The sequence below is a fragment of the Vibrio tasmaniensis genome (assembly GCF_024347635.1).
Lineage (GTDB): Bacteria > Pseudomonadota > Gammaproteobacteria > Enterobacterales > Vibrionaceae > Vibrio > Vibrio tasmaniensis.
On sequence record NZ_AP025510.1, the window covers coordinates 1,859,321 to 1,883,590 of the forward strand.

Sequence of the window (24,270 nt, forward strand, 5' to 3'; positions counted from 1 at the left end):
TTACTTTAGCTCCTTTAGCTGAATCGCTTCGATAGAGTGATAACCTTGGCCTGATTCAAAGTCGAACTGTCTATATTGACGTTTGTAAGAAATTTCCACGATGTCGTCTGGAGATTGAGATTCGAAGACAATCGTATTTTTGACACTGGTCATGTGAAACGAAATATCATTTTTAATCGTGATGCATTGCTTTTTAACACATGCGGTTACATCAGCAGAAGAAAGCCAATTGTGTGTATAAAGCTCTACAGAAAATCGCCCGTCTTTACCTGGTTGAACGTCAAAAGAGAAACCACTCGTACCAACAAGCAAACCAGAGAAAGCCAGTTCTTGGTTATAATCCGTGGAGTCACCGCCTTGCCAATAGTAACGATTGCCAACTGCATTTTTAGTCTCGGAATTGGAAACTTGTCGTAATTCGCCAATAACATTTACGTCACCAATTAAAGCACTATTGGGTTTATCTTTTCTTTGATGCTCTCCATACAAGAAAACCCAATCTAAACCGTTTAAATCAACGTCTCTTGCGTAACGATACTGGCCATCACTAAGTTCATAGCCGATGAACTCACTAGTGATCGACAAGGTATTAGAGCCAACCTCTGAAACGTTACTTAACTTATTCAAATCGACATCAATCTCACTGGCCACTGCATTAGTTGTTAGCAATGCCAACATACAGAGGTTTGCTTTTGCATATCTAAATCTCATACATCCACCTTTCAATTAGTTCTAAGCAATTGTAGATTAAAGATAAAATGGCAATGTAAGGTACTGTAAGAGCTTTTTCTATAACAACTCGAATACGACCGACCGATAATTGACGCGAATACGATAAAATCTAAACATAACAATAGAAAATTGCTACAAATGGTGTTTGCCAAGCTTTTGACTAAAAGTGATATACCTTCCATGCAGTGACTAGATACTGCTTACATACCCTTACAACAGGTATGGACAGGTACTGTATTTCGTCGACTATCCTTATTTCATCACGATAAATCGATGCCTAAACGAACCCGTTTTATGTATAGAACGAAAAAGCCCCACCAAATCATGGTGGGGCTCAGTAAAATTATTTCGAGTACTCAGCAACTTAATCGACATCTTGGTCGCTAGCGTACTTTATCGCGAGACCGCAGATTATCATCATAACGAATGGGATTGCGGCGGTCGTGTATTCTGCCCATGCCATGTCAGCGAATGCTTTCGCCAGTAATACGTGACCGAGGATTAACAGAAGTGCACACACAATCGCGACGATAATTAACTTAACTTCATTTCCCATAGTCATTTTCAACATACCGATATCTCCAATATTTGGTCTATCATTATTGAATCACAACTTGCTGGTCAAGAAGGCGTACAGTTGCATCGGAATCAGTCCGTACAGTTGGAATCATTGTCTTTTTTATGAGTGACTTACGATTTACGAATGCGCAAGTTGATGTGCCAGTTTGCCAAGCATCATTAGTGCTTGTTCTTTCTCTTCTGTCAGTTCATAGGAGAAATTCAATCTAATCGCGTTGTCTACTTTGCCCTGCTCACTAAATAGATCGCCCGATGCGACGCTAATACCTTGTGCAATCGCGAGTTGATGGAATTGTTGGCCGTCAAAATTAGCAGAAAAACGAACCCACACGAAGTAACCACCAGCAGGGTCTTCAATTTCGATAGATTGGGGGAAGTATTGCTTGATAGCGCTAATAAACCGCTCTTTTCTGACCAAGAGATTTTTACGCAGTTTGCGAAGGTGATTATCATAGCTTTCATGAGTGAGGAAGTGTGCGACCCCAAGCTGAACGGGTGCACTGCTTGATAGCGTAGACAACAATTGAAGCTTTTGAATGGCATCATTAAAACGAGAATTCACCACCCAACCGACACGATAACCAGGGCATAGGCTCTTAGAGTATGAGCCACACAGCAACACTGAGTCTGTCTTATCGAAAGCTTTTAATGGCTTAGGTTTATGCCCTTCAAAGTAAAGGTCACCATACACGTCATCTTCAATGATGTAAGTTTTGTGTTGTTCAGCAATATCGACCACACGGCGCTTTGATTCTTCCGACAAACTGGTTCCTGTCGGATTTTGAAAAGTTGTCATCAACCAACACGCTTTCACGTCTTGGTTTTTTAGGGCACTTTCAAACTGTTCGATGTTCAACCCATTGATTGGGCAAACATCGACCTCGATAGGGATTAAGCCTAGCCTCTCTACAGCCTGCAGAGCGCCATAAAACGCAGGCGACTCAATTACAACATTATCACCCGACTTAGTCACCGTTTGCAGGCTCAAGTTAAGCGCTTCCATTGCACCTGACGTAATCACGATGTCTTGATGATTTACCGTAATGCCTTGCTGCAAATACCGCTGAGCGATTTGCCTTCTGAGAGATTCACTACCAGGTGGTAGATTATTGATAACACTGGCGCCAGTCATTTTTCTTCCAGCACTCGCAAGGTTTCGAGTTAAAGTAGGTAATGGGAAAAGATCAGGATCTGGGAATGCGGAGCCAAAAGGAATCACGCCTTCGGCGGAACTCGACTTCAAAAAATCGAATAAGCGGTCATTGATGGCTTTTTTTTCACGTACTAGCGGTTGTTCGTACCCAAAACCGTCCATACGAGGGGCAACAAAGTAGCCCGACTGGGGCTTAGCTATGATCCACCCTTCGCTTTCTAGCATTTGGTAGGCTTGTAAGACAGTACTATTACTGACGTTGTAATTGCGACAACTCATGCGTACCGAAGGGATCTTCTCACCGGATCGCCACGTGTTATTAGCAATCTGAGTTCGAATATCCTTTGCTAGCTCTTCATAACGCGCCATCTAATTGTACTACCTACAGAAATTCAAATAAGCCTGAGATTTTATCACTAACATTAACAACTATTACTGCTATCCATATGAATAAGCCTAATTTCTATAATAGTGTGAATAAGTTCACAGATAACTTTGTAAGCTTTGTTAAGTTTGTAACCAAGGCGGGAGCCAAGTTCGTTCTACGCCTCTATAATTTGATGTAACCCAAAAAACATGCGAGAGAACAATGAAAAAAATAGAAGCAGACCAGTTAAGTTATAAAGGAGAGTCAAACGGTGTTCATAGTTGGACAACACCGAGTGGCCAGCCATATTACTGGCACCCAGATTGGCTCCATATTGCTGAAGATGCGACAGGTTCACATCCACAGCAAAAAATCGATGTAGATCAAGACCAAGCACCAACGGAGAAACACGCGGTATCTGCTATCTTGAAACACCTAAACCAATGGGCAGCTGACAAACTAGCATCTCACCCAGACATTGAAACCAACTCAATTGAATCTGAAATCAATCTGAAAAAGTAATTTGATTAGAGGTAAGTAGTCGTCAATCACTCTCGACTTTACTTAAATATATCGACTGAATAGTCTCGAATTTCAATCGAGACTATTCAAATATTTTCATAAAAAACATCGTAATAACACCTATCTAGCTAACAAATAACCAACACTAACCAATTTTTTGTATCATTCAACAAAAGCTATCGATAGAATCCCCGACCTTATTCACGCTCGCTATGCTACCCATGCGTATCCCCCCAACCTCGTGAATCAATGCAAAAAACACGTATTCGTAAACTTAGGAATAGTTGCGAGACCTTAAGATGAAAATGAACAAAGGCTTATCGATGGATACTTCAAATTACAATCAATCGCTAACGACTCAATTATACGTGATCGCTGGCGTTCTGTTTGGCACCTATGGCAGTCGGGTTTGCCCGATGCTCGAAAGCTTAAAGACATTAGAAATTTTCACCCAAGTCAGTAGTGTCTTTATCTTATTGTGGCTAGCGCGTCATTATTTGCTATCACAACACGCCTTAGTCAAACAAGGTCGATTCGCACAAGTCGATACTCTATTATTTTTAACAGCTAGTGTTCCTCTCGCTCTGTATTACAACCTAAGCTACGACTTCACGATAGACAGTAACTTGAAAGTGCTGTTCGGCATGAGCTTATTTGGTTTCTTTACCGGAACCATTCTTCAGTTAAGCGCCAAGCTCGCTCAAATCGACAAAATGGAGACAACTGGTCAGTTTGACTTCCACCTGATTGGAGAAAGAAGTTCGCTAGTTAAGCAAATGATTGGTTTAGTCGTCGTGCTTCTGGTAACCCTAACCACCATGCTGACTATGGTTGCCGTCAAAGACATCTTCTGGCTAGAAAACAACCCCGACCGTTTGTTAGATGGCACGGGCAAGATCAGCGTGATCAAAGAGTTTATTTATTTGGCGGTTGTACTGGGCGGGTACGCGATAACTATCATGACTTTATGGAGCAAACTGATTAAACGTATTCTTCTAAGCCAAGAGCACGCATTAAGTAAAGTTACTAATGGTGAGCAAGGCGTTCGCTTACCTATTTTTAGCTACAACGAGCTTGGTTCAATAGCATCTATGACCAATACAATGCTTGATAGCCTAGAAAATGCCCAAGACGAAGTGAAAACTACACGTGACGTAGCGATTGTTAGTTTGTCTGCACTTGCAGAATCTCGAGATAACGAAACTGGCGCCCATATTTTACGAACTCAAGAATACGTAAAGGTACTCGCACTGGAGCTCAGCAAATCTGAAATCCACGCAAGCTTATTAACGCCAAACTATATTGAGCTGCTCTACAAGTCTGCCCCATTGCACGATGTGGGTAAGGTTGGTGTTCCAGATAGCGTTTTATTGAAACCAGGCAAACTGACGGATGAAGAGTTTGAGATAATGAAAGGTCACCCTGCTATTGGTGCCGAAGCGTTATCTATTGCAGAAAAGCAATTGGGAAGCAGTTCTTTCTTAAGAGTCGCGAAAGAGATATCTCTGACTCACCACGAGAAATGGAACGGCAGCGGTTATCCCAACCAACTGTCTGGTGAAGATATTCCTCTGTCCGGCCGCTTAATGGCATTGGCCGATGTTTATGACGCATTAATATCAAAGCGAGTCTACAAGCCAGCCTTTACCCATGAGCAAGCCAAACAGATTATATTGGAAGGCGATGGGACGCATTTTGACCCGCAAGTTATTCAAGCTTTTCTTGCCGTTGAACAGGAGTTTGTTTTCATTGCCGCGACCTACAAGGATGGAAAAAACGTACAAAGTGAACTTGAGCGTGAAAGTTTTATTGCTCAACCTGCTTAGTTTTTGAAACCATAAATGAGTTACACCCTATCGCTTTATCCGTTAGGTATTTAGTGGGGTTATCTTCATCCGCACCAAATTTAAACTCAACAATAAGATTGGCTAAAACAGATGCCATAAAAAAACCCAACATATAAATATGCTGGGTTTTTCAGTTTAGAAGAAATACTATCTTAGTAGCTGTACACCACCAAGAGCAACACCAGGGTTCTTTCCTTTACTATCAAGTTTTTCTACTTCATAGACCCACTTGAGCGTTGTTGTATCAGCTGGCAAATCGACTCTGTGAATACTATAGCCACCTACTTTAGTACCTCTTGGTACACTCACTTTGTTGGTACCAATAGACGGTAGATTAGACCAATGATTACCTGACTTACCTAATGTTCCATCAGATATGTTGTCTCCTACGCTATAAGCCTTCCAGATTTCCGTACCATTAGCTAATAACTTAAGTGTACCTTTTGGAAGCTCCTGCGCACCGGTCCACCCCTTTCCAATAACGGCCGTTCGAAAGCGGACTGTTTTCCAATCTTGTCCACTTTGAGCAGTAACAGAAACCTCTGATTTTTTCTCATCTCCACCTAAGTAGAGGTGGCCTTCCCAGTTAAGAATATCTGCAGGACTTTGTGTCCAAGTATGATTATATTGGTCAGTTCTATTACCGTCATCCCAACCAAATAAACAATCCCCATTCTTACTTACTGTACATTGTGGGTACTTAGCGCCACTGTGTGCCTCAGCGTAACTAAAAGAAAGATTCTGAATACCCGTTTTTAACGAGTTACGTACAGACCATACTTTCCCAGTTTTACCATCAAAATCAATGCGCCAATATAAAACATCACTCGTTGAGTCTAGATTAACAGTGTGTGAACCTGAAGCTGGAGAACTAGAACCTGATTGAACTTCTAACCAAGTACTACTATCTGTGCTGGTATACACTTTATATGCACTTGATTTTGATACTTTCCAACTGAAATTGTGGTTACCATTAAATGGAATTGATTGTCCATTATATGGTCGCGGCGTATGTGCATACTTCAGATTATCATTAGCAAGCTCTGCCATATCAACGTCAGACAAGGCAAACGAACGCATCTCAATATTATCCACTAAGATGTTCCCGGCCATTTGCTCTGTCTCGAGAGCGGCCGTTGCATCTTTACCCGCATCCATCCAAGGCTTAGCAATAATCATCCCTTGGCTTGTTCCTGCCCCTAATCGGCTACCCGCTCCCCAAACTCCGGCATAACCGCTCGCCAATTTAATATCATCGACTTCTGCTTTGTTGTTGTAATGATCAACTAATGTCGCTTGCTTACCGTTCAACCAAATAGATACTTTTTGGGTAGTACGATCAACACGTACAGCAACAGTGTTCCATTGACTTAGATTTAGCGCCTCTTTGGTCGTCACCGACACTTTTCTTAGATCATTTCCACCCGCATAGGTTGCGAGTTGGCGCGAAATCATAAACCACTCTAACGTCCCCTCTTTCGTTAATTTGAAGTGAAAACCATCATTCCAAATTCCTTTACTAACCAAGTCAATTGGATGCTCTAGTTTTACGTTAGGTTTCACTTTAAGTGATAAAGTGAAATCATCTTCAGCGAAGTCAAAGTCATGTCCATAATGGAATTTGTATTTTAGAGACTCCTGAACATCATTCTCTAACAAATTAGACTTTACAGATTCAAAAGCCCCTAGCTTAAGCGTCTTAGAATTCGCATAGCCTTGATTAACCCAAACTTCAGAAATCGACTGCTTACTTGATGTTTTGGCTACTGCCACTTGACCCGGTAAACCTGTTTGAGCGTTCACCATCCATAAATCATCAATAGGGGCATCTTCAAAATCGAAACGAGCATATAGGTCTGGAGAGGTAACCTTGACATGAACGACATCACGGTCGAACAGTTTCTTACCATCGGTAATAATATAGTGGAACTCATCCTCACCAATGAAACCTTTAGGAGCTTTGTAGGTTACTTTTCCATTGGCAATGCTAAGTTCAGCACCTTGTGCTGAATATTTATCAACCTTATGGATAGAAACCGTGTCACCGTTAGCATCAAAGTCATTTTTTAGTACGTCTAAGCTTGTCGTACTGTCTCGTTTTACACTGACGTGATCGATTTTAGCCGATGGAGGTAAAGGGTAATCGGCTAGTCCAACCAAATTTCTTCTTAAACGGTTATTTTTATATATGTTGAAGTTAATATCATCAACATGGGCAGCGCCTCCTTGTATTCCCTCACTTTCTGCTGATGTACTGTGACCAGTACCTAGATAGTGTGCGGTTTCGTGCAATACGACACCATCTGCACCGATGATGTCACCAGGAGAGCGAACTATACTTCCGAAGTTCACACCAAGGATCCAGTTACCTTTCAGGTAAAGCATTCTATGTTTGAGATCCCAACCTCGAGTTTTTCTTTGCTCATCCCACCATTTAATGGTGGCAACACGCACTGGTTCATTCTCGTGCTGATATCCCCAATCCTTACAAGCATCATGAGAAGCACTTTTTTTACAAGTTTGGTAATGATCGTCTAGGTATCCCCAAGTTTCGATCAACACATCATTGACAGAAAATCGCAACAAGGCGTCTCGGCTCAACACATAATCAACTAAGTTAATGTAGTAATCGACAAGCACCATCGCATCATCCAAGTTGCTATCCGCTTCTTGAGCAAATGCTTGGTAAGAAACATGGACTGCTACTTTTACTTTGTGCAGCTGAACTTTACTTTTGTCTTTAGCAATTAGGTTATCTAAACCAGACGTTGGAGCACTCGGGTGCTCATCTATGATTTTGATTGCTTTTTGCATGTTGTCTAAAATTGCGGACCTCGGTGCAACCGAAGCTACATTTTGTGCTTTTGCTGTCAACTTGTTCGCAGATAAGCCGCTTATAATGTCCGCTTTTTCAATTGTCCATACTCTTTGACTACCACGGAACGCCGTCACATAGAGTTTGTTCTTAGTCGTCAGTGCAGCAATAACTTGCGTATTCTCGTCACTGGTATCCACACCACGGTAAACACGAATCGCTGGCGTATTGATTGTACTGGATGGTGCATGACCATTAATACTATGGTTCCATAGATGTACTTTCATATCAGGCTCTCGGATCGAATATCGATGGAGCTCTAAAGTACGCTTTTTACCATTAACCGTAATCGCTACAGAAAGATCCGGGGGGGATGCTTTCGTAGGCTTATAGACCATAGGCTTATTGCCTTCGTTTTTGCTATCTTTGCACCCACCAGCCATGACCACCGCTAGTACCACAAAACATAGGCTCAGTATTTTCTTCATTCTATGTGGTTCCTTTATATCGACCAGTCTAAACATGCATAAAAACCATATTAATAGCAATGAATTGCGTTGAACGAAATGCCTTCAACGTACAGTCGTTGCAAATAGAAATACCGAAAAATTGGTTAAATTAAATGTTCTAAGCAGCCAGTCAAAAGTCGTTTGAATAAATTCTCGGTTTTGAGTTGTATCAACCTTATATGAAAGGTATAAATACTGGAGTTATTATTACCTCCCTCTCAATTGACATGGATGAAGATTATGTTTGAAAAAGTGTTAGCAGCTCCCGCCGATCCTATTCTCGGCCTTACTGAAGAATTTAAAAAAGACTCTCGAGCAGAGAAAATCAATCTTGGTGTTGGTATTTACAAAAATGAAGATGGTCAAACACCAGTACTAAAAACAGTAAAGAAAGCCGAAGCTGCACTTCTTGAAAACGAAAAAACCAAATCTTACCTAACGATTGAAGGTACCGCAGAATACGGTCTAGCCGTTCAAAAACTGCTTTTCGGTTCAGATGCAGAGATCGTTGCATCTCAACGCGCTAAAACAGCACAAGCTCCAGGTGGTACAGGTGCACTTCGCGTAGCGGGTGAATTCATCAAGCGCCAACTGGGCGATGTGAAAATCTGGATCAGTAACCCAACTTGGGCTAACCACAACGGCGTTTTCGCTGCTGCGGGTATCGAAACTGCTCAATACAGTTACTACAATGCTGAAACTAAAGACAAAGACTTCGCCGGCATGGTTGCTGACCTAGAAAAAGCTTCTGCTGGCGACATCGTTCTTCTTCACGGTTGCTGTCACAACCCAACAGGTATCGACCCAACAACTGAAGAGTGGGAAGTACTGGCTAAACTGGTTGCTGAGAAGAAACTGCTGCCTCTATTCGATTTTGCTTACCAAGGTTTTGCAAAAGGTGTTGAAGAAGACGCAGCTGGTCTACGTATTTTTGCTCAATACAACAAAGAAATTCTTGTTGCTAGCTCGTTCTCTAAGAACTTCGGCTTGTACAACGAGCGTGTTGGTGCATTCACATTGGTTGCAGAGTCTGTAGACGTAGCAACAACAGCGTTCTCTCAAGTTAAGAGCATCATCCGCTCAATCTACTCTAACCCACCAGCGCACGGCAGTGCTGTCGTAACTCACATCCTTGGTGATACTGATCTACGTGCAGAATGGGAAGCAGAAGTAGCAGAAATGCGTGACCGTATCCAAGAGATGCGTGAGCTGTTTGTTACGACACTGAAATCTGAAGGTGTGGATGCAGACTTCACATTCATCGAACGTCAAAACGGCATGTTCTCTTTCTCTGGTTTAAGTAAAGAGCAAGTAACTCGCCTGAAAGACGAATTCGCAATCTACATTGTTGGTTCTGGCCGTATCAGTGTTGCTGGTATGACTAAGTCAAACATGGGTCCTCTATGTAAAGGCATCGCTGCGGTTCTTTAATCGAAAAGCGAAAAGCGAAAACTGAATTTGTAGACCTATAGATATGCAAAAGCCAGCGATTAAGCTGGCTTTTTCGTGTCTGTCTTCTTTATATGAGCGGTTAAGGCACTTAGCCTTTTCGTTACTAACACTTAGTCTCTGCGTTACTATTACTAGTTAATACTCTAGGAAGAACTCTACACCTAGCTCATTAGTACGCTCACTGCGAATCTTACCTTCACCATCTCTGTGTTGATAAGAGCCACCAATCGCAAATTTGTTGGTCACTAAATAGCGTAAACCTAGGTGGTAAACTTCCTCATCAAACAAGTCACTGCGATTCACTTGTACACTGCCGTTCGCTATCCAACGTTTCGCAAAGCCATAGTTGAGTTCTGCTTTTATCCCTTGGATAAACTCCGAGTCTGACGAGCGAGTAATGTTCGTTCCATTATCTTCGACCTCCCCCTTCGTGATACCAAGCAGGTAGTATGCCACTATATCGAGATCTCGCTTAATGCTGTAACGGTACCCAATGCCCGGCATAAGGGTATCCATTCTAGTTGTTGAGTCATCTGGGTGAATGAAACGAGCACTGTAGTCGCCCAACAATAGCCAATCATCCGTTATCGCATAGCTGATCCCTAACCCATACGATGATGCATTGTTATTGCTGCCTGCATCTTCATTCAAACTTCCCGAATGAGCGGTGGCGTATACATGGTCATAATCAAGAATATCCACACTGTGAGTCTCGGCCCACGAACTCGAAGAAAACATAAAAGCTGCAGATACTAAACTAAGTTTCCACTTCGGCATTCCTATCATCCTTTAACTGTCACCCTATTAATTGAAAGATTAGTCTATCCCTAAGACTTTAAAAAGGTTTTAGCTCACAGATTGATTTGTGACGGCAAAATATTATCAAATGTTGTACCATGAAATCATACAAACCAATGGATGATCATTATGGATGCTGAGTTATTAGAGATTCAAAACTTTCTGGCACAATACCCCCCTTTCACAGAACTCCCTGAGGAGATGTTGGCGAAAGTAACCAGTAGCGTCGAAATTTCTTATTACCGCCAAGATACCCCTATCATTCACTTTGGTGACCAGATTAATGATCTTTACATTGTTCGAAGCGGCGAAGTAGAAGTCTATCGTCGTAAAGGAGAGCTCTATAACCGGCTGGATGAGGGACACTTATTTGGCCAAATGGGGTTACTCACCAACAATAAGGTTCGCTTCCCTGTAAAGGCAACAGAAGACACCCTACTCTACTGTATCCCTGAACCTATTTTCCAAGAACTCTACGACAACTATGACTCATTCGCTGACTTTGTCGAAGTGGAAGATAATGCGCGATTGCGTCAGGCTAACTCAGACAGCAACGATGCTAACGATCTAACCACATCAAAGGTAAAGACGCTGCTGACTAGCGAAGCGCCAATGATCGAAAAAACCCGAACCATCCAACAAGCTGCAACCATGATGGCGCAAGATAATGTGTCATCTTTGCTGATCATCGACCCCGACATTGTGGAAGATGATGAAGACGATTCGACGCCCGTCATTGGCATCATTACCGATCGTGATCTATGTACTCGAGTTTTAGCTGAAGGGCTCGATCCATCGGATGAAGTATCAAGTGTCATGACAGCAGAGGTAATCTCACTCGATCATAATGCCTATGTATACGAAGCCATGATGACAATGCTTCGCTATAACGTCCATCACCTACCCGTGCTAAAAGATAAGAAGCCTATTGGTATTATCGAAGCGACAGATATTGTACGTTACGAATCTCAAAACTCACTGTTGTTGGTAAGCAGTATCTTCCAACAGCAAAGCATCGAAGACCTCAAAGTGCTTTCTGAGCAAGTAAAAGACAGCTTTGTGCGCTTGGTTAACGAAGACGCCAACGCCCACATGGTAGGTACCGCAATGTCGGTAATTGGCCGTAGCTTTAAACAACGAATTATTGAACTAGCCGAAGATAAGCTCGGTAAAGCGCCGATCCCTTATTGTTTCCTCGCGCTCGGCTCGATGGGGCGTGATGAGCAGCTGCTCGTTACTGACCAAGATAACGCAATTATTCTTGATGATACCTATGACGAGAAAAAACACGGCAAGTACTTTGAAGAACTGTCGACCTTCATTTGTGATGGCTTAGACCAATGTGGTTATGTGTACTGTACGGGAGACATCATGGCGACGAACCCAACGTGGCGTATGACACGTCGACAATGGGAAGAATGCTTTGCTGATTGGATTGATGATCCAAACCCGAAAGCGCTACTGAACGCCTCTATTTTCTTTGACTTAGATGGTGTTTATGGCCGCCTAAAATGGGCAGAACAACTGAACAGCTTTATTGTTCGCCGCGCACGTAAGAACAACCGTTTCTTAGCATGTCTTGCTCGTAATGCGCTTAACCGTACACCACCACTTGGCTTCTTCAAAGATTTCGTAATGGAGAAAGATGGTCGTCATAACAACTCGATCAACCTTAAACGTCGTGGTACCGCACCACTTGCCGATCTAATTCGTGTTCACTCTTTGGCGGTCGCCTCTCGCTCGAAGAACTCGTTTGAACGTTTGGATGACATTATCGACGCAGGTATTCTGCCAAAAGGCCGAGCTCAAGACTTGAAAGATGCAATGGAGTTTATCTCCTTAGTTCGTATTCGCCACCAAGCACACGATGTCGACAACAACATAGAACCGGATAACAACATTGAGCCAGAGAACCTATCTGACTTCGAGCGACGCAACCTAAAGGACGCATTCCAAATATTAAGTAATGCACAGAACTTCCTTAAGTTCCGTTATCAAGCCAGCAATAAGTTTAAGTAGGGCCTATGAACAAACTATTCAGATCACCCGCGGTCGATTGGCCATTTAAGTTTGCTCAAAAGCTGGAACGAGCGAGAGACGAGCGCTTAAAGCAATTTTATAGCCAGCCTCTTCCTTCTCCTGATACTCCAGTGTCAGAAATAAAGTTTTTAGCGGTAGACTTTGAAACAACCGGTTTAAACCCAAACAAAGATGGAATCATTACCATCGGGCTAGTTCCGTTTACGCTCAATCGAATCTACTTGCGACAAGCTAGACACTGGACACTAAGGCCAAAACAGAAATTGGAAGAAGATTCAGTGGTTATTCATGGTATCACTCATAATGACATCATTGATGCGCCAGACTTGAGTGAAGTATTAGATGAGATTTTAGAATCAATGGCGGGGCATATCCCAGTCGTTCATTATCGTCGCATCGAGCGTGATTTCTTGGATAACGCACTGAAAGTGAGATTAGGTGAAGGGATTGAGTTTCCAGTCCTCGATACGCTCGAGATCGAATCTCAAATCCAGAACAAACTGGCTGGCGGATTATGGAATAAGCTAAAGGGCAAGAAGCCTGCGTCAGTGAGATTAGGGCAGAGCCGCCGTCGGTACCACTTACCCGACTACACGCCGCATCATGCATTAACGGATGCAATTGCGACAGCGGAGCTTCTGCAAGCGCAGATTGCGCACCATTTTAGCCCTGACGTGCCGGTTAAAGATTTCTGGTTATAGCTAGATGAAAGACAGCTAAATCGCAGATGAAGCGATTAGCTTTTAGCTTTTAGCTTTTAGCCACGAGTGATCAACATCAGAACTAAAAACGCTCACATTATCTAAATAGTGAGCGTTTTTTTACGTATTAGGAAAACAGTCTACTCCGCTGTCGGACCAACTAATCGCATTTCCCAATCTTCGACTTTTCCAGTTTCAAGGCGACGCTCGATAAGTGCTCCCCAAGATTCTACTAAAGGCAGCTCCACCAATTCTTTGAGCTCTTGTTTATCCAAACAACCTGTGAACACCGCTCCCATGATTCGAGTTAACGGCCATTCTGGGTAAGGCCTTTCACATAGAATGATCTCATCTCCAGCACCGATATCACCCTCTTCCAATACTCGGAAGTACCAGCCTGTTCGCAGGGTATCTTGTAGCCTTCTTGCCATATCATTTTGATCGAATCGCACGTTCAGCTTCCAGCATGGCATACGTCCTTGCGAGACTTCCAATAATGTTGAGCCAATGCGAATCTTATCTTTTAAACAAATGGAAGTTTCAGTCACACCGCTTGAACTTATATTCTCACCAAATGCGCCTGCAGATTGAAAGATGACTTTGTCGCCTAATTCTTCCTGCCAAATTGAGTAGTGCTCGCTTGGGTAGATATGAAGGGCTTTTTGAATACCGCCATGAAAACGAGGGTCAGCTTGCTCATCGTTAATAAAGCCAAGTTCAGTGGCACGCTGACGCTCAGGTAAAATTTGCTTATTAATTGCACTCTGAGCACCGTGTGCATAGGCAACGGTTTTACCAGCCAATACACTATTTACTACGCCTAACTTCTTCATATCTATTCCTTCTCAGCAAGTAAAAAAAGAGGAGCTTTCGCTCCTCTTATTGTGAATTACGCCCTATTTAAGCGTATTTTCCTTCAAAGTCTTTCATGAAGTTGACTAATACTTGCACACCTTCCAAAGACATTGCGTTGTATAGTGATGCTCGCATCCCACCTACCGCTCTGTGGCCTTTTAGTGATTTCAGACCTGCAGCATCAGCTAGCTCTAAGAACTTGCTGTCTAGCTCGGGTTTCACCAACTGGAAAGGTACGTTCATTCTTGAACGGTTTGCGGTGTGAACATCGTTTTTGTAGAAAGCAGAGCTATCAATCGCGTTATAAAGCAGTGCTGCTTTCTCTTTGTTCACCAATTCCATCGCTTCAACGCCACCTTGAGCTTTCAGCCACTTGAATACAAGACCAGATAGGTACCAAGCGTACGTTGGCGGAGTGTTGAACATTGAGTCTTTTTCAGCGAGCACTTTGTAGTTAAGAATGCTCGGCAATACGTCGTTTGCGAGTTCTAGTAGGTCATCACGCACGATAGCAATGCAGATACCAGCTGGGCCAATATTCTTTTGAGCACCCGCGTAGATAACACCATACTGCGACACGTCGATCTTACGAGACAGAATATTAGATGACATATCCGCTACGATTGGCTTATCCGTTTGAGGAAGCTCACTGATTTCAATACCATCAATGGTTTCGTTTGGACAGAAATGTACGTACGCAGCTTCTGGGTCGATTTTCCAATCTTTAGCCGGAACAACCGCCGCTTTACCATCAATTGACGTCTTCGCGTTAAATACATCGATTTCACAATATTTGCTCGCTTCAGCCACTGCGCTTTCAGCCCAGTAACCCGCATCGATGTAAGTCGCTTTCGTCGCGTCACCTAAAAGGTTTAAAGGAACAGCAGCGAATTGAGCACGAGCGCCCCCCTGACAGAAAAGAACTTTGTAGTTGTCTGGGATGTTCAGAAGATCACGTAAGTCCTGTTCGGACTCGTCAGCAACTTGAATAAATTCCTTGCTGCGATGGCTGATTTCCATCACGGAAGTCCCTAAACCATTCCAATCAATAAAGTCTGCTTGCGCTTGTTTCATTACCGGTTTAGGCAGTGCAGCTGGGCCAGCACTGAAGTTGAATACGTTATCTAATGTAAGTTCCATGGGGATAATTGCTCCTGCTAAATAATAACTATGCAAGTAATACCATGTTTTACTCAACATAAAAACCACAAAAGAGGTCTTAAGACCTCTTTTGTTTTGTACCGTATAAAATGTTTAAGCTTAACCTGCTAAATCACCCTATCAGTATTCAGCCTTGCTCTGTTTATTGAACAAAAACCGGCATAAGTAGAGCAATTAATGGAATTTCTTGTCCATTTTCGAAGACTAGGTTTCCATTTTCTAGGTCAGCACGGATTTCATAACCACTTTGTGTTTCCTTGATCATTTCCATCACCAGCAATTCATCGATACCTTCACGGATGAACGGGTACTCTTCAACAAGCTCATTTGAGAAGCTAGAGTGAAGGTTGCCCGTTAATGCAGGTACAATCATCGAAGGATTACTGCTGATGTTTTCTGTCCCTTCCGGTACGCTCACCAACCACTTAGATTCGAATTGCCCTTTACCTAACTCTAGCGACATGTTGTTCATAGAAAGGTCGAAGCCTTTGGCAAACAGGATATCGATAAATGGAATGATCTCTGCAACGTCTTCTTGCGTCATCACAGGATTAGATTGGTAAATCTCGAAGATTTTCTCAAACGACTCGCTATCCAATTTCGACATTTCAAAATCGACGTTTAGGTTGTTCAACTGGCCTTCACTGGTCTCAATGTTTGCGACATCCAGCTTAAGGTTGCTGCGCAGACGCTTAGTGGCTTCATCTAGATGTGATTCAAAATCGTACTTAGAATTTTCAATAGTCATGAAAGGCTGCATTGCAGAGTCTGAAACCAAGAAGCTATCGATAGTAAAGTTCTGTGTGCCTAGCCAGTAACCTTTCGCTTGTTGGCCTGAACCCACACCTTTGAGATTAGACAGCGTTACCTCTTCACCGGTTTCAAAGTCAATTTGAACCGAAGGGATAGAAAGCTGGTAATCAACTTGCCCTAAAACAGTCGCGTGGCCAGAAAGATTCGATTTAGTGATCGATACCGAAGTACCATTCTCATCAGAACCTTGATGATTGAACTGGCTTAACTCAAAATTAAAGTCAGTGTTGCCGTTTAGCTCTGTACTAGTTGTCAGAGTTAGAGGCAAAATATCGGTATTATCAAACGTCGACAGCGCGTTTAAGCTCACTAAGCCATGACTAACCGCACTGTTAATGACAAACTCACTCGGCAGTCCATCAATCGCAAGTTGCTCTTTCAGGTCTTCATCCGTCACAGTTAGACGAGTGGTTACGTTGGAGGACAAGTAACCTCTATCGTATTCCACGATCTCGGCTTGAATGCTTGAATTGTTAAGCTTTGCAACGCCATCAGTAATGGCATTTTGTCCAATTTGCCCAACCGCTAGTGGCCAACAAAGTGCCAATGAGATTGCTCCGCCGATTGCGCCAATTTTTCTTAACTGTTCCATGAGTTCTCTTTCTACACGTGTCTGTTTTTTTTAGTCTAACCCATCAGTAGCAAACAAGAAACATTGAGTTAAATCAGCCTATTGCTCGATACTTAGATTGCCTCAATAAATTAACGGCTAGCTCTCATCCTTATTCAGCGGTTCTTGCTAGGCTAGAAGCGTCGCTACTATTAAGGTTGAGCTGTGAATCAATACGCTGTTATCTGTTTGGACAATAATCCGGTTAGCATTGAAAGAATACGCACGGAGCTCGCTCCGCTAGCTTCTGTATTCGATATTTATACTGCCGAGAACATAGAAGACGCACATCACGCATTAGAAGATATCCATGATCACCACCAAACCGTTGCCTTGGTGATCACGCATCATCATTCTGAATTTAATGGTGTGCAATTTCTTATTGAACTTGAGCAGCTGCCCCATAGTAATACCGCAAGAACGATATTAGTCAGCGCTTCGTCAGACATTCAATCCATTTTAACCGCTGTGAATGAAGGTCGACTCAATCACTGCCTAACCAAACCGGTTCAAGATCAGGTTCTATTCAAATCAGCGCAAAAAGAGCTGACTTCTTTTGTTATCCAATACGACTCAGACAACCTGCTCTCTTACAGTGATGCATTGGATCAACAGCGCTTACTCAGAGCACACATTGAACAAAAGATTCACTCTTTTCAATCAGGCTTCATTCACGACTACCACCAGCTTTCTGATAATGCCCTGGCTGAACGTGTCGTCAGTGCTTTACAAGATGTCTTCTCAAAAGATGACAAAACCAAGGCCCTTCGTGATTACTCCCCCGAACATCTGCTCACCGTAGAAGGTGAAGACAATCGCTTTTTATGGCTGATCATTGAGGGTGAAGCGGCGCTCTACAAGAAAGACGAACTTGGGCAGCAACGGGAAGTGGTACGTCATTCCAAAGGGAACATCGTTGGCGGGATGTCATTTGTAACTGGTGAGCCTTCGTTTTCTACTGCAATTACCCTAACCCAGACCCAAGTTATCAAGCTGGATAAAGATAGCTTTGCTCAGGTTATGCATTCAAACAATACCCTGTTACCCCTATTCACCAATCTATTGCTCCGGCACTTTAACCGACGCTTACAAAGAAGCATCACCAATAAAATCAAGCTGCAGCAAACGCTCGAATCACTGGAATCTGCCCACCAGCAATTGATTGAGAAAGAGAAGATGGCGATGCTCGGGCAACTTGTTGCGGGCGTCGCACATGAGTTAAATAACCCAATTGCAGCCATACTGAGAAGTATTGAAACCTTGTCTGAACATCTCGATCAAATACTCGAGAACTCGGCACTCCCAGAATCAAATAAAGGGACGGATGTATTAGCACATTCAAAAATGGCGAAGCCACTATCAACGGCTCAAGAAAGACAACTCGTAAAGCACCTCACCTCTACTATCGATGATCGTGCGCTAGCCAAAAAAGCCGTAAGACTGAACCTGAGCCAAGACTCTGCGGTTTTAGATACCTTAAAAGACTCCCCTGTCGCAGGCAAAGAGCTGCTCAATGACTTAGAGCATTATCACTATGTTGGAAACTCTATCCGCTCAATTCAAGTTTGCAGCAAACGTATTGCCGATATGGTCAAAAGCCTAAAAAGCTATGCCCGAGAAGATGAAGAGGTTCGCCACTACGCGGATGTTCACGAAGGACTTGAAGATACCTTAGTGATCTTTGAAAACAGGCTCAAACATCACCAACTTGAAAAACACTACGACACCGATTTACCGCCTTTGTTATGCCAGTCGCTCTCGCTGCAACAAGTGTGGACCAACCTTCTCTCTAATGCACTTGATGCTCTTTCAGAGCGAGGCAAAGTCTCTATCACCACATCTCAAGACACTAAAGGTGACGACACGTTTCTTGTAGTGCAAATATCGGACACTGGACACGGTATCGCCAAAGAAGACATCAACACTATTTTCAACCCAAACTTCACGACCAAAAAAGAAGGCAACTTCGGTTTAGGGATTGGGTTATCCATTTCTCAACAAATCGTTTCGGCTCATCAAGGTTTTATTTTGGTGGAGTCTGAGGTAGGCAGCCATACACACATGCAAGTGTGGCTTCCATTCAAACAAGAAGGAGCACCTCATGAATAAGTACCTAATTTTATGTGTCGATGATGAGCCAGAGGTTCTCAACAGTGTCCTTCAAGATTTAGCACCATTTGAAGACAACTTTATTGTTGAAGGAGCCGAATCGGTCGATGAAGCTAAGCAAGTAATTAAAGAAATGGGACAGGAAGGTATCAAGCTCGCCTTAATCTTGTGTGACCACATCATGCCTGACAAAACGGGCATCGATTTTCTTATCGAACTTAACCAGCACGATTCTACAAAGCCAACACGCAAGCTGCTGCTCACCGGGCAAGCCGGGCTTGATGATACAGTCACAGCAATTAATAACGCGGCGCTTGATTTTTATATTTCAAAACCTTGGCAAGGCGATCAACTGAGAGACACGATTACTCAACAACTGACAGACTATGTCATTGCTAACGACAAGCAGCTACTAAACTGGACTTCCATCTTAGATACCGAGCGCATACTGACGTCAATGGCAAGCAAGCGAACAAGTTTCGGCGAATAGCAGTTAATACTTGTCGGTAGATAACAGCGAACACTATTGGTACATCACTGTTACCGGCCAATAAAGACGAACCTTGCTGGTGAAGAGTGGTTAGCACGTAGAAGGTGGCGGAAAACGAGTTGCTGCTCAATAATCGCGATTTCCTACCTAAGATGTGAAGTCATTTGCGTACAGCGCGTAAATTAAGTGTGTCTAATCGTTATCAATAACGAGTGAATGGATAATAAATTTTGCCAAATAGCCTTAAAACATGAGATCTCTGTAACAGAGCAGTACTTTACTTGCGTATTTTTTGACTAAATGACAAATGAACAGCATTTTTATGGGTTATTTTTCCGTGAGTTAGATTAAACTGTCTCAATGTTTATGGTTTGCCTGTTTTTTATCAAACCAAAGGGATCAACACTAATAAAGGTTTACGATCGTTATGCGCAAAATTTTACTTACTACCGCTATGCTATTGGCTTCTAGCCAAGCACTAGCTGTCGATGGACAACCAAATGAACAAGCACAAGTAATGAGCAACTTTAGCTACGATTACTTTGACGCACGTATCGGTGCGAGCCCAATTACATTTGGTGGTGCGTTCAGTAAGTCAATCCACCCGAATGCTCACGCAGTAGCGCGTATCGATTCAGAATTTGAAGGCGATTACGACTCTGCTGTCGGTCTTGGTTTCCACGCTCCAATTAACAACTGGGCAGATCTAACAGGTGAAATGCTAGCGCGTATAGTTCAACCTGCAGCCAAAAGCTCTCCTGATGTTGGTATGGAATTCAACGTTGGTGTTCGTCAATGGCTTGGTCCACAACTAGAAGTTGGTGGCAAAGGTGGTTACGTTTCTATCGATGACAAAGATGATTGGATCGGTTCTGCTTACGTTCGTTTCCACTCTACAGAGCTATTCTCTCTAGGTGCTGAAGTTCGTATCAACGACTTCTACGGTGATCAGTTAATGTTCACTACTCGTTTCAAGCTTTAAGTAGAACGAGCAAGCCCTTAATAAAAGCTTAGCTTTTAAAACGGCTAGATAGAAACATAAAAACCGAGGAAATTCCTCGGTTTTTATGTATAAACAGTAATCTTAGGCATAGACGAACGATACCTTTAGTGGCAACTCTTTAATAATTGCTGCTTGCGTGGCTCTTGTAATAGTTTCCAGTGAATACCATCAATTGCACCCGCAAATTTCCAAAGTAATTTTAGGTCAACATCGTTTCCGTACGCTTCGCGAACCTTATTAAACACTTCAGACGCGCCCAACTGCATAAACATTGAAACATCATCCACTCCAGCCTTTTTAACCATGCGTTCTAACGTCAGTTGCATGTTAGGCAGATCCCTTAACCTACGGCTAGCTGATGATTTTTTGAAGCTACGCTGCTTAATTGAATTATCGATTGAAGTACGAATAATACTATCCAATTCAGGATGCTCGGATGTAAAAAGATCCGTGATGTCGTAGTAATTCACGGTTGCTGTCGTCTGCTTTTTTACATGACGATACTTTTCACAATCAAGCCCCGTCAGCTTTTTATCTAATAACTTCCCACCTCGAATGAATACACAATCTTCACTCAATAAAGCGAACATCGCGTCATTTTGAAAGAGGCCAATACCTCCAAACATAGAGCGTTTTTGATGTTCACCAAATTGATTCACGTAATTAACAAATGCTGTCTCGGTCATATCCGTTGATCCTTAATCAAATTACCCCGATTAGGTTGATCGCCAGACAAGCAGCTTTTTATGCGAAAAATTTCAAATCTAATTAAATATTTAGGTGAATATTATGGTTTCATTTGTCACCTTTGAAATAAATGATACTTCGAAAAGAAAAATAAGTCAGGGCTCAGTTCACATCAATCAGTTGAATATCCGTGCTTTTAATGATTTACATCACATTTAACTATCAAATCACGCCAAAAATTTAATTCCTAGTGATACTCCCGTTCAAGTTATCACAGCTTATGTGGTTCGATGAGTATTGCCTCGCAGCATCGTGGCTTGTAAAATGGTACGACATACATGTTCTTACTCTTAATATGAATCATTTATCATTTTTCTGGCTACCACAAAATAAAGCTCTTCTCCTTAAGGGCCTAGAATCCGAGTTTGCCCAACTTGTTGGACATTCCATCTCAGCGGGAAAAATAACTCTTCCTCCGATTCCTGAGGTTGTACTTAAAATTCAAAAGCTTTGTACTCTTGAACCAACAGGCGTCGCTGAAGTTGCCGAGTGCTTACTTGAAGACCCAGGGCTAACAGCAATCGTGATTCGTGTTGCTAACTCTGTTGTATTCAACAGACGCAATATCACTTGTGTCGATGTTATGACGGCCGTATCGCGTCTTGGTATATTGAGGGTGCGTGACATTGTCACGGCTCAGGCTATTGAGCAACTTAAACATTCCGTCAATTTGAGTAAAGAGTGTAACGAGCTATTGGTTCAGAGCGCTTCTGTATCAAAAGAACTCGCCGCAACTATGGTGTTAGTCACTAACCTATTTAAAGAGCTATCCCCTACCGAATACCGTTATCTAGAGCATGAAAAGTCACTACTTGTTGGGTTGCTCGCAGACATAGGTTTGTTCTGTTTGGTTAGCGAATATCACCTCTACCTAGACAACGGGAACTACTTAGATCACGACATCGCACTGCAAATATTCCAAGGCCAGTGTTCGGCGACAAGTAAGCTAGTTTTACGACGTTGGGGTTTCGACAGCGACTTTATCGATGTTTGCAGTAACACCACTAATAGTCACGAAGAACGCGAAGTGTCTTACCTTGATATTGCGCGAATAGCTAACCACCTACTGATGTTTAGAAACAAGGATGACAACATCGATGAGCACGAAGTAGAACTGAACGTCACAGGAGCGGAAGTGCTTTATAAATTAAGCAACTTGAGCAAACCGGATTTTAATGCAAAGCTAAGTGACGTGATCAATACTAGCGGCTTCTAAGTTACTGTTAAATTGCTAATAAATGTAATATGAAGTCAATGCAATGGGGAAAGCATGTTTACAGGGATGATCTTTATATTTTCGCCACTCGTCGTGGGGTATCTTTTTTCAATATCAAACGCTCAGACGCTAGATTTTATCAACCGCTCTACTTCGCGGTTGATCTACGTGATTCTCGCTTTGATGGGACTAAGCTTAGCTGCCCTCGATAACCTAGGCAGTAACCTGCAGACAATCCTTCTATACACCGCCACCTTCTTTGTCTGCTTAAGCGTTTGTAACCTAATGGCGCTGCCCGCTATTGATAAGTTACTGCCACTCCAGACTGACAGCTGTAACAAGAAACTTCCTCTATCTTCTATGGCGATGGAGTCTGGCAAACTCATCTTAGTGGTAGGTTCCGGCCTTATCGCTGGTTTAGTTCTGCCTATTGGACTTGGTTGGGTTGATACCGCCAGTGAATGGATTCTGTTTGTTTTACTGTTCTTTATTGGCATTCAGCTACGCAATAGCGGACTAACACTTCGTCAGATCTTGCTCAACAAACACGGCATGGTAATCGCAATCGCGATCATCGTCACCTCAATGCTAGGTGGTGTCATTGCGGCTTATGTCCTTGATATCCCTCTGTTCAAAGCCTTGGCAATGTCTTCTGGGTTTGGCTGGTATTCATTAGCCGGCATCTTGATGGGCGACGCCTTTGGTCCTGTTTATGGCGGCGCTTCATTCATGCTTGAGCTGTTAAGAGAGTTAGTTGCCTTAGTACTGATTCCAGTGCTAATTCGCAGCTACCCATGTACTTCTATTGGCTATGCTGGTGCAACCGCGATGGATTTCACATTACCTGTTATTCAAACCACAGGTGGCGTTCGATGCGTCCCTGTCGCTATCGTAAGTGGCTTTATCCTCAGCCTGCTTGTCCCGATTTTGATGTTGTTCTTTGTATCTCTTGCTAACTAGATCGCAGGAATAGCATTTGTTTTAGATTAGAATGCAACTCGAATACCCATGCCCAAGATACCGATACAGTTACCGAAATAAAAAGACACTAAGTGTCATTGCTCAACAAATAATGATCACGGTAATCTGTAACGACAAAGTTATAAAAAGAATAAACTTACAAAAGGAACCACTATGAAACGCCTTTGCGTCGCATTACTGCTAGCTTCAACCTCGACTTTCTCTTTTGCAGCAGATTCAATGTCTGAGACAAACCAGTGCCAAGCAAAAAAATATGACGCGTACATCGACGCTTCTTTGAATTGGTATGCCGATCTTGCGGCATTGACCTCTGAGCAATACCCAGAGCTAACAGAAGTAAGTGAGTGGTTCCTAGAAGGTCGTAAGCACCACTTTGAACTTAATCGTGCTGCGGTAAACTACTATCTAGTAAACGATTCAAGCAAAGTAGCTACCGAGCAATCTGTAGAAGGTTGGTTGCAATTAGAACAACACGACATTAAAACGCTATCAACACGTGATGATGAACTTGGTAAAATCGCGAAAACAACGTTCGACGACCGCCAATCAACGCCTCACGCTCAAAACTACGAGCTACGTTCTGCCTTTGCAGAGCTTCTTAGCCACCCCAAGCAAATCGACACAGCGCTGCAGCGTTACAACCAGTCGATTACCAAACTTGAAGCGATTAAGTGTAAATAACCCTCAATTTACTATGCTTTATGGGAAGTTGGATTTCATAATTAAGACGGGACATTGTTCCCGTTTTCGTTTAGATTATCCCGCTCGCG

Annotated in this window: 21 protein-coding genes; 11 read left to right on the forward strand and 10 right to left on the reverse strand. The window is 42.8% G+C overall.

Annotation, left to right across the window (positions count from 1 at the left end; all coding sequences use genetic code 11):
- From OCV44_RS08380 to OCV44_RS08390, 3 genes are all read right to left on the reverse strand, one after another.
- Entirely contained in the window at positions 1-678 is a 678-nt protein-coding gene (locus tag OCV44_RS08380) for a hypothetical protein (RefSeq protein WP_139684892.1), read from the reverse strand.
- 418 nt (positions 679-1,096) lie between these two features.
- A complete protein-coding gene (locus OCV44_RS08385) occupies positions 1,097-1,303 on the reverse strand; it encodes a hypothetical protein (RefSeq protein ID WP_139684871.1) in 207 nt (68 codons plus the stop codon).
- A 126-nt stretch (positions 1,304-1,429) separates the two neighbouring features.
- On the reverse strand, positions 1,430-2,833 hold the full coding sequence (locus OCV44_RS08390) for an aminotransferase-like domain-containing protein (RefSeq protein ID WP_139684872.1): 1,404 nt from the start codon (positions 2,831-2,833) through the stop codon (positions 1,430-1,432).
- A gap of 220 nt (positions 2,834-3,053) precedes the next feature.
- Here OCV44_RS08390 and OCV44_RS08395 point away from each other — a divergent pair, with 220 nt between their 5' ends.
- Positions 3,054-3,353, forward strand: coding sequence for a hypothetical protein (locus tag OCV44_RS08395; protein ID WP_139684873.1), 300 nt, complete (start codon positions 3,054-3,056; stop codon positions 3,351-3,353).
- 299 nt (positions 3,354-3,652) lie between these two features.
- Positions 3,653-5,179: an HD-GYP domain-containing protein gene (locus OCV44_RS08400; RefSeq protein ID WP_139684874.1), complete on the forward strand. Its 1,527-nt coding sequence runs from the start codon at positions 3,653-3,655 to the stop codon at positions 5,177-5,179.
- Here OCV44_RS08400 and OCV44_RS08405 read toward each other — a convergent pair.
- Complete coding sequence (locus OCV44_RS08405; protein ID WP_170213723.1) at positions 5,160-5,297, reverse strand: hypothetical protein; 138 nt, start codon at positions 5,295-5,297, stop codon at positions 5,160-5,162. The genes OCV44_RS08400 and OCV44_RS08405 overlap by 20 nt on opposite strands.
- Before the next feature lie 50 nt (positions 5,298-5,347).
- The gene (locus OCV44_RS08410) at positions 5,348-8,503 is read right to left on the reverse strand and encodes an Ig-like domain-containing protein (protein ID WP_139684875.1); all 3,156 of its coding nucleotides are present in this window, start codon (positions 8,501-8,503) and stop codon (positions 5,348-5,350) included.
- Between the two features lie 261 nt (positions 8,504-8,764).
- On the opposite strand from OCV44_RS08410, the gene OCV44_RS08415 reads away from it, so the two are divergent.
- On the forward strand, positions 8,765-9,955 hold the full coding sequence (locus OCV44_RS08415) for an amino acid aminotransferase (protein ID WP_139684876.1): 1,191 nt from the start codon (positions 8,765-8,767) through the stop codon (positions 9,953-9,955).
- 156 nt (positions 9,956-10,111) lie between these two features.
- On the opposite strand, the gene OCV44_RS08420 is transcribed toward OCV44_RS08415, so the two are convergent.
- The gene (locus OCV44_RS08420) at positions 10,112-10,753 is read right to left on the reverse strand and encodes an outer membrane beta-barrel protein (protein WP_139684877.1); all 642 of its coding nucleotides are present in this window, start codon (positions 10,751-10,753) and stop codon (positions 10,112-10,114) included.
- 150 nt (positions 10,754-10,903) lie between these two features.
- Here OCV44_RS08420 and OCV44_RS08425 point away from each other — a divergent pair, with 150 nt between their 5' ends.
- Together OCV44_RS08425 and OCV44_RS08430 are read left to right on the forward strand one after the other, a co-directional pair.
- A complete protein-coding gene (locus tag OCV44_RS08425; RefSeq protein ID WP_009847053.1) occupies positions 10,904-12,793 on the forward strand; it encodes a DUF294 nucleotidyltransferase-like domain-containing protein in 1,890 nt (629 codons plus the stop codon).
- A gap of 5 nt (positions 12,794-12,798) precedes the next feature.
- The gene (locus OCV44_RS08430) at positions 12,799-13,515 is read left to right on the forward strand and encodes a 3'-5' exonuclease (protein ID WP_139684878.1); all 717 of its coding nucleotides are present in this window, start codon (positions 12,799-12,801) and stop codon (positions 13,513-13,515) included.
- 140 nt (positions 13,516-13,655) lie between these two features.
- Here OCV44_RS08430 and OCV44_RS08435 read toward each other — a convergent pair whose 3' ends face one another.
- From OCV44_RS08435 to OCV44_RS08445, 3 genes are all read right to left on the reverse strand, one after another.
- Entirely contained in the window at positions 13,656-14,348 is a 693-nt protein-coding gene (locus OCV44_RS08435; RefSeq protein WP_139684879.1) for an MOSC domain-containing protein, read from the reverse strand.
- Between the two features lie 67 nt (positions 14,349-14,415).
- Complete coding sequence (gene serC, locus OCV44_RS08440; protein ID WP_139684880.1) at positions 14,416-15,510, reverse strand: 3-phosphoserine/phosphohydroxythreonine transaminase; 1,095 nt, start codon at positions 15,508-15,510, stop codon at positions 14,416-14,418.
- A 163-nt stretch (positions 15,511-15,673) separates the two neighbouring features.
- The gene (locus OCV44_RS08445) at positions 15,674-16,936 is read right to left on the reverse strand and encodes a DUF945 family protein (RefSeq protein WP_139684881.1); all 1,263 of its coding nucleotides are present in this window, start codon (positions 16,934-16,936) and stop codon (positions 15,674-15,676) included.
- A gap of 183 nt (positions 16,937-17,119) precedes the next feature.
- On the opposite strand from OCV44_RS08445, the gene OCV44_RS08450 reads away from it, so the two are divergent.
- The 3 genes from OCV44_RS08450 (at position 17,120) to OCV44_RS08460 (ending at position 20,535) form a co-directional block, all read left to right on the forward strand.
- Positions 17,120-19,063, forward strand: coding sequence for an ATP-binding protein (locus OCV44_RS08450; RefSeq protein WP_139684882.1), 1,944 nt, complete (start codon positions 17,120-17,122; stop codon positions 19,061-19,063).
- On the forward strand, positions 19,056-19,553 hold the full coding sequence (locus OCV44_RS08455) for a response regulator (RefSeq protein ID WP_139684883.1): 498 nt from the start codon (positions 19,056-19,058) through the stop codon (positions 19,551-19,553). Before OCV44_RS08450 ends, OCV44_RS08455 begins: the two co-directional genes overlap by 8 nt.
- 427 nt (positions 19,554-19,980) lie before the next feature.
- A complete protein-coding gene (locus OCV44_RS08460; protein ID WP_009847060.1) occupies positions 19,981-20,535 on the forward strand; it encodes a hypothetical protein in 555 nt (184 codons plus the stop codon).
- A 125-nt stretch (positions 20,536-20,660) separates the two neighbouring features.
- Here the strand turns inward: OCV44_RS08460 and OCV44_RS08465 are convergent, their stop codons facing one another.
- Entirely contained in the window at positions 20,661-21,242 is a 582-nt protein-coding gene (locus OCV44_RS08465) for a TfoX/Sxy family DNA transformation protein (RefSeq protein ID WP_139684884.1), read from the reverse strand.
- Between the two features lie 356 nt (positions 21,243-21,598).
- Between OCV44_RS08465 and OCV44_RS08470 the strand changes: the two genes are divergently transcribed.
- From OCV44_RS08470 to OCV44_RS08480, 3 genes are all read left to right on the forward strand, one after another.
- Entirely contained in the window at positions 21,599-22,519 is a 921-nt protein-coding gene (locus OCV44_RS08470; RefSeq protein ID WP_139684885.1) for an HDOD domain-containing protein, read from the forward strand.
- 54 nt (positions 22,520-22,573) lie between these two features.
- Positions 22,574-23,479, forward strand: a complete 906-nt coding sequence (locus tag OCV44_RS08475; protein ID WP_139684886.1) for a lysine exporter LysO family protein — start codon at positions 22,574-22,576, stop codon at positions 23,477-23,479.
- Between the two features lie 174 nt (positions 23,480-23,653).
- Entirely contained in the window at positions 23,654-24,181 is a 528-nt protein-coding gene (locus tag OCV44_RS08480) for a hypothetical protein (RefSeq protein WP_139684887.1), read from the forward strand.
- The last annotated feature ends 89 nt before the right edge of the window (positions 24,182-24,270 follow it).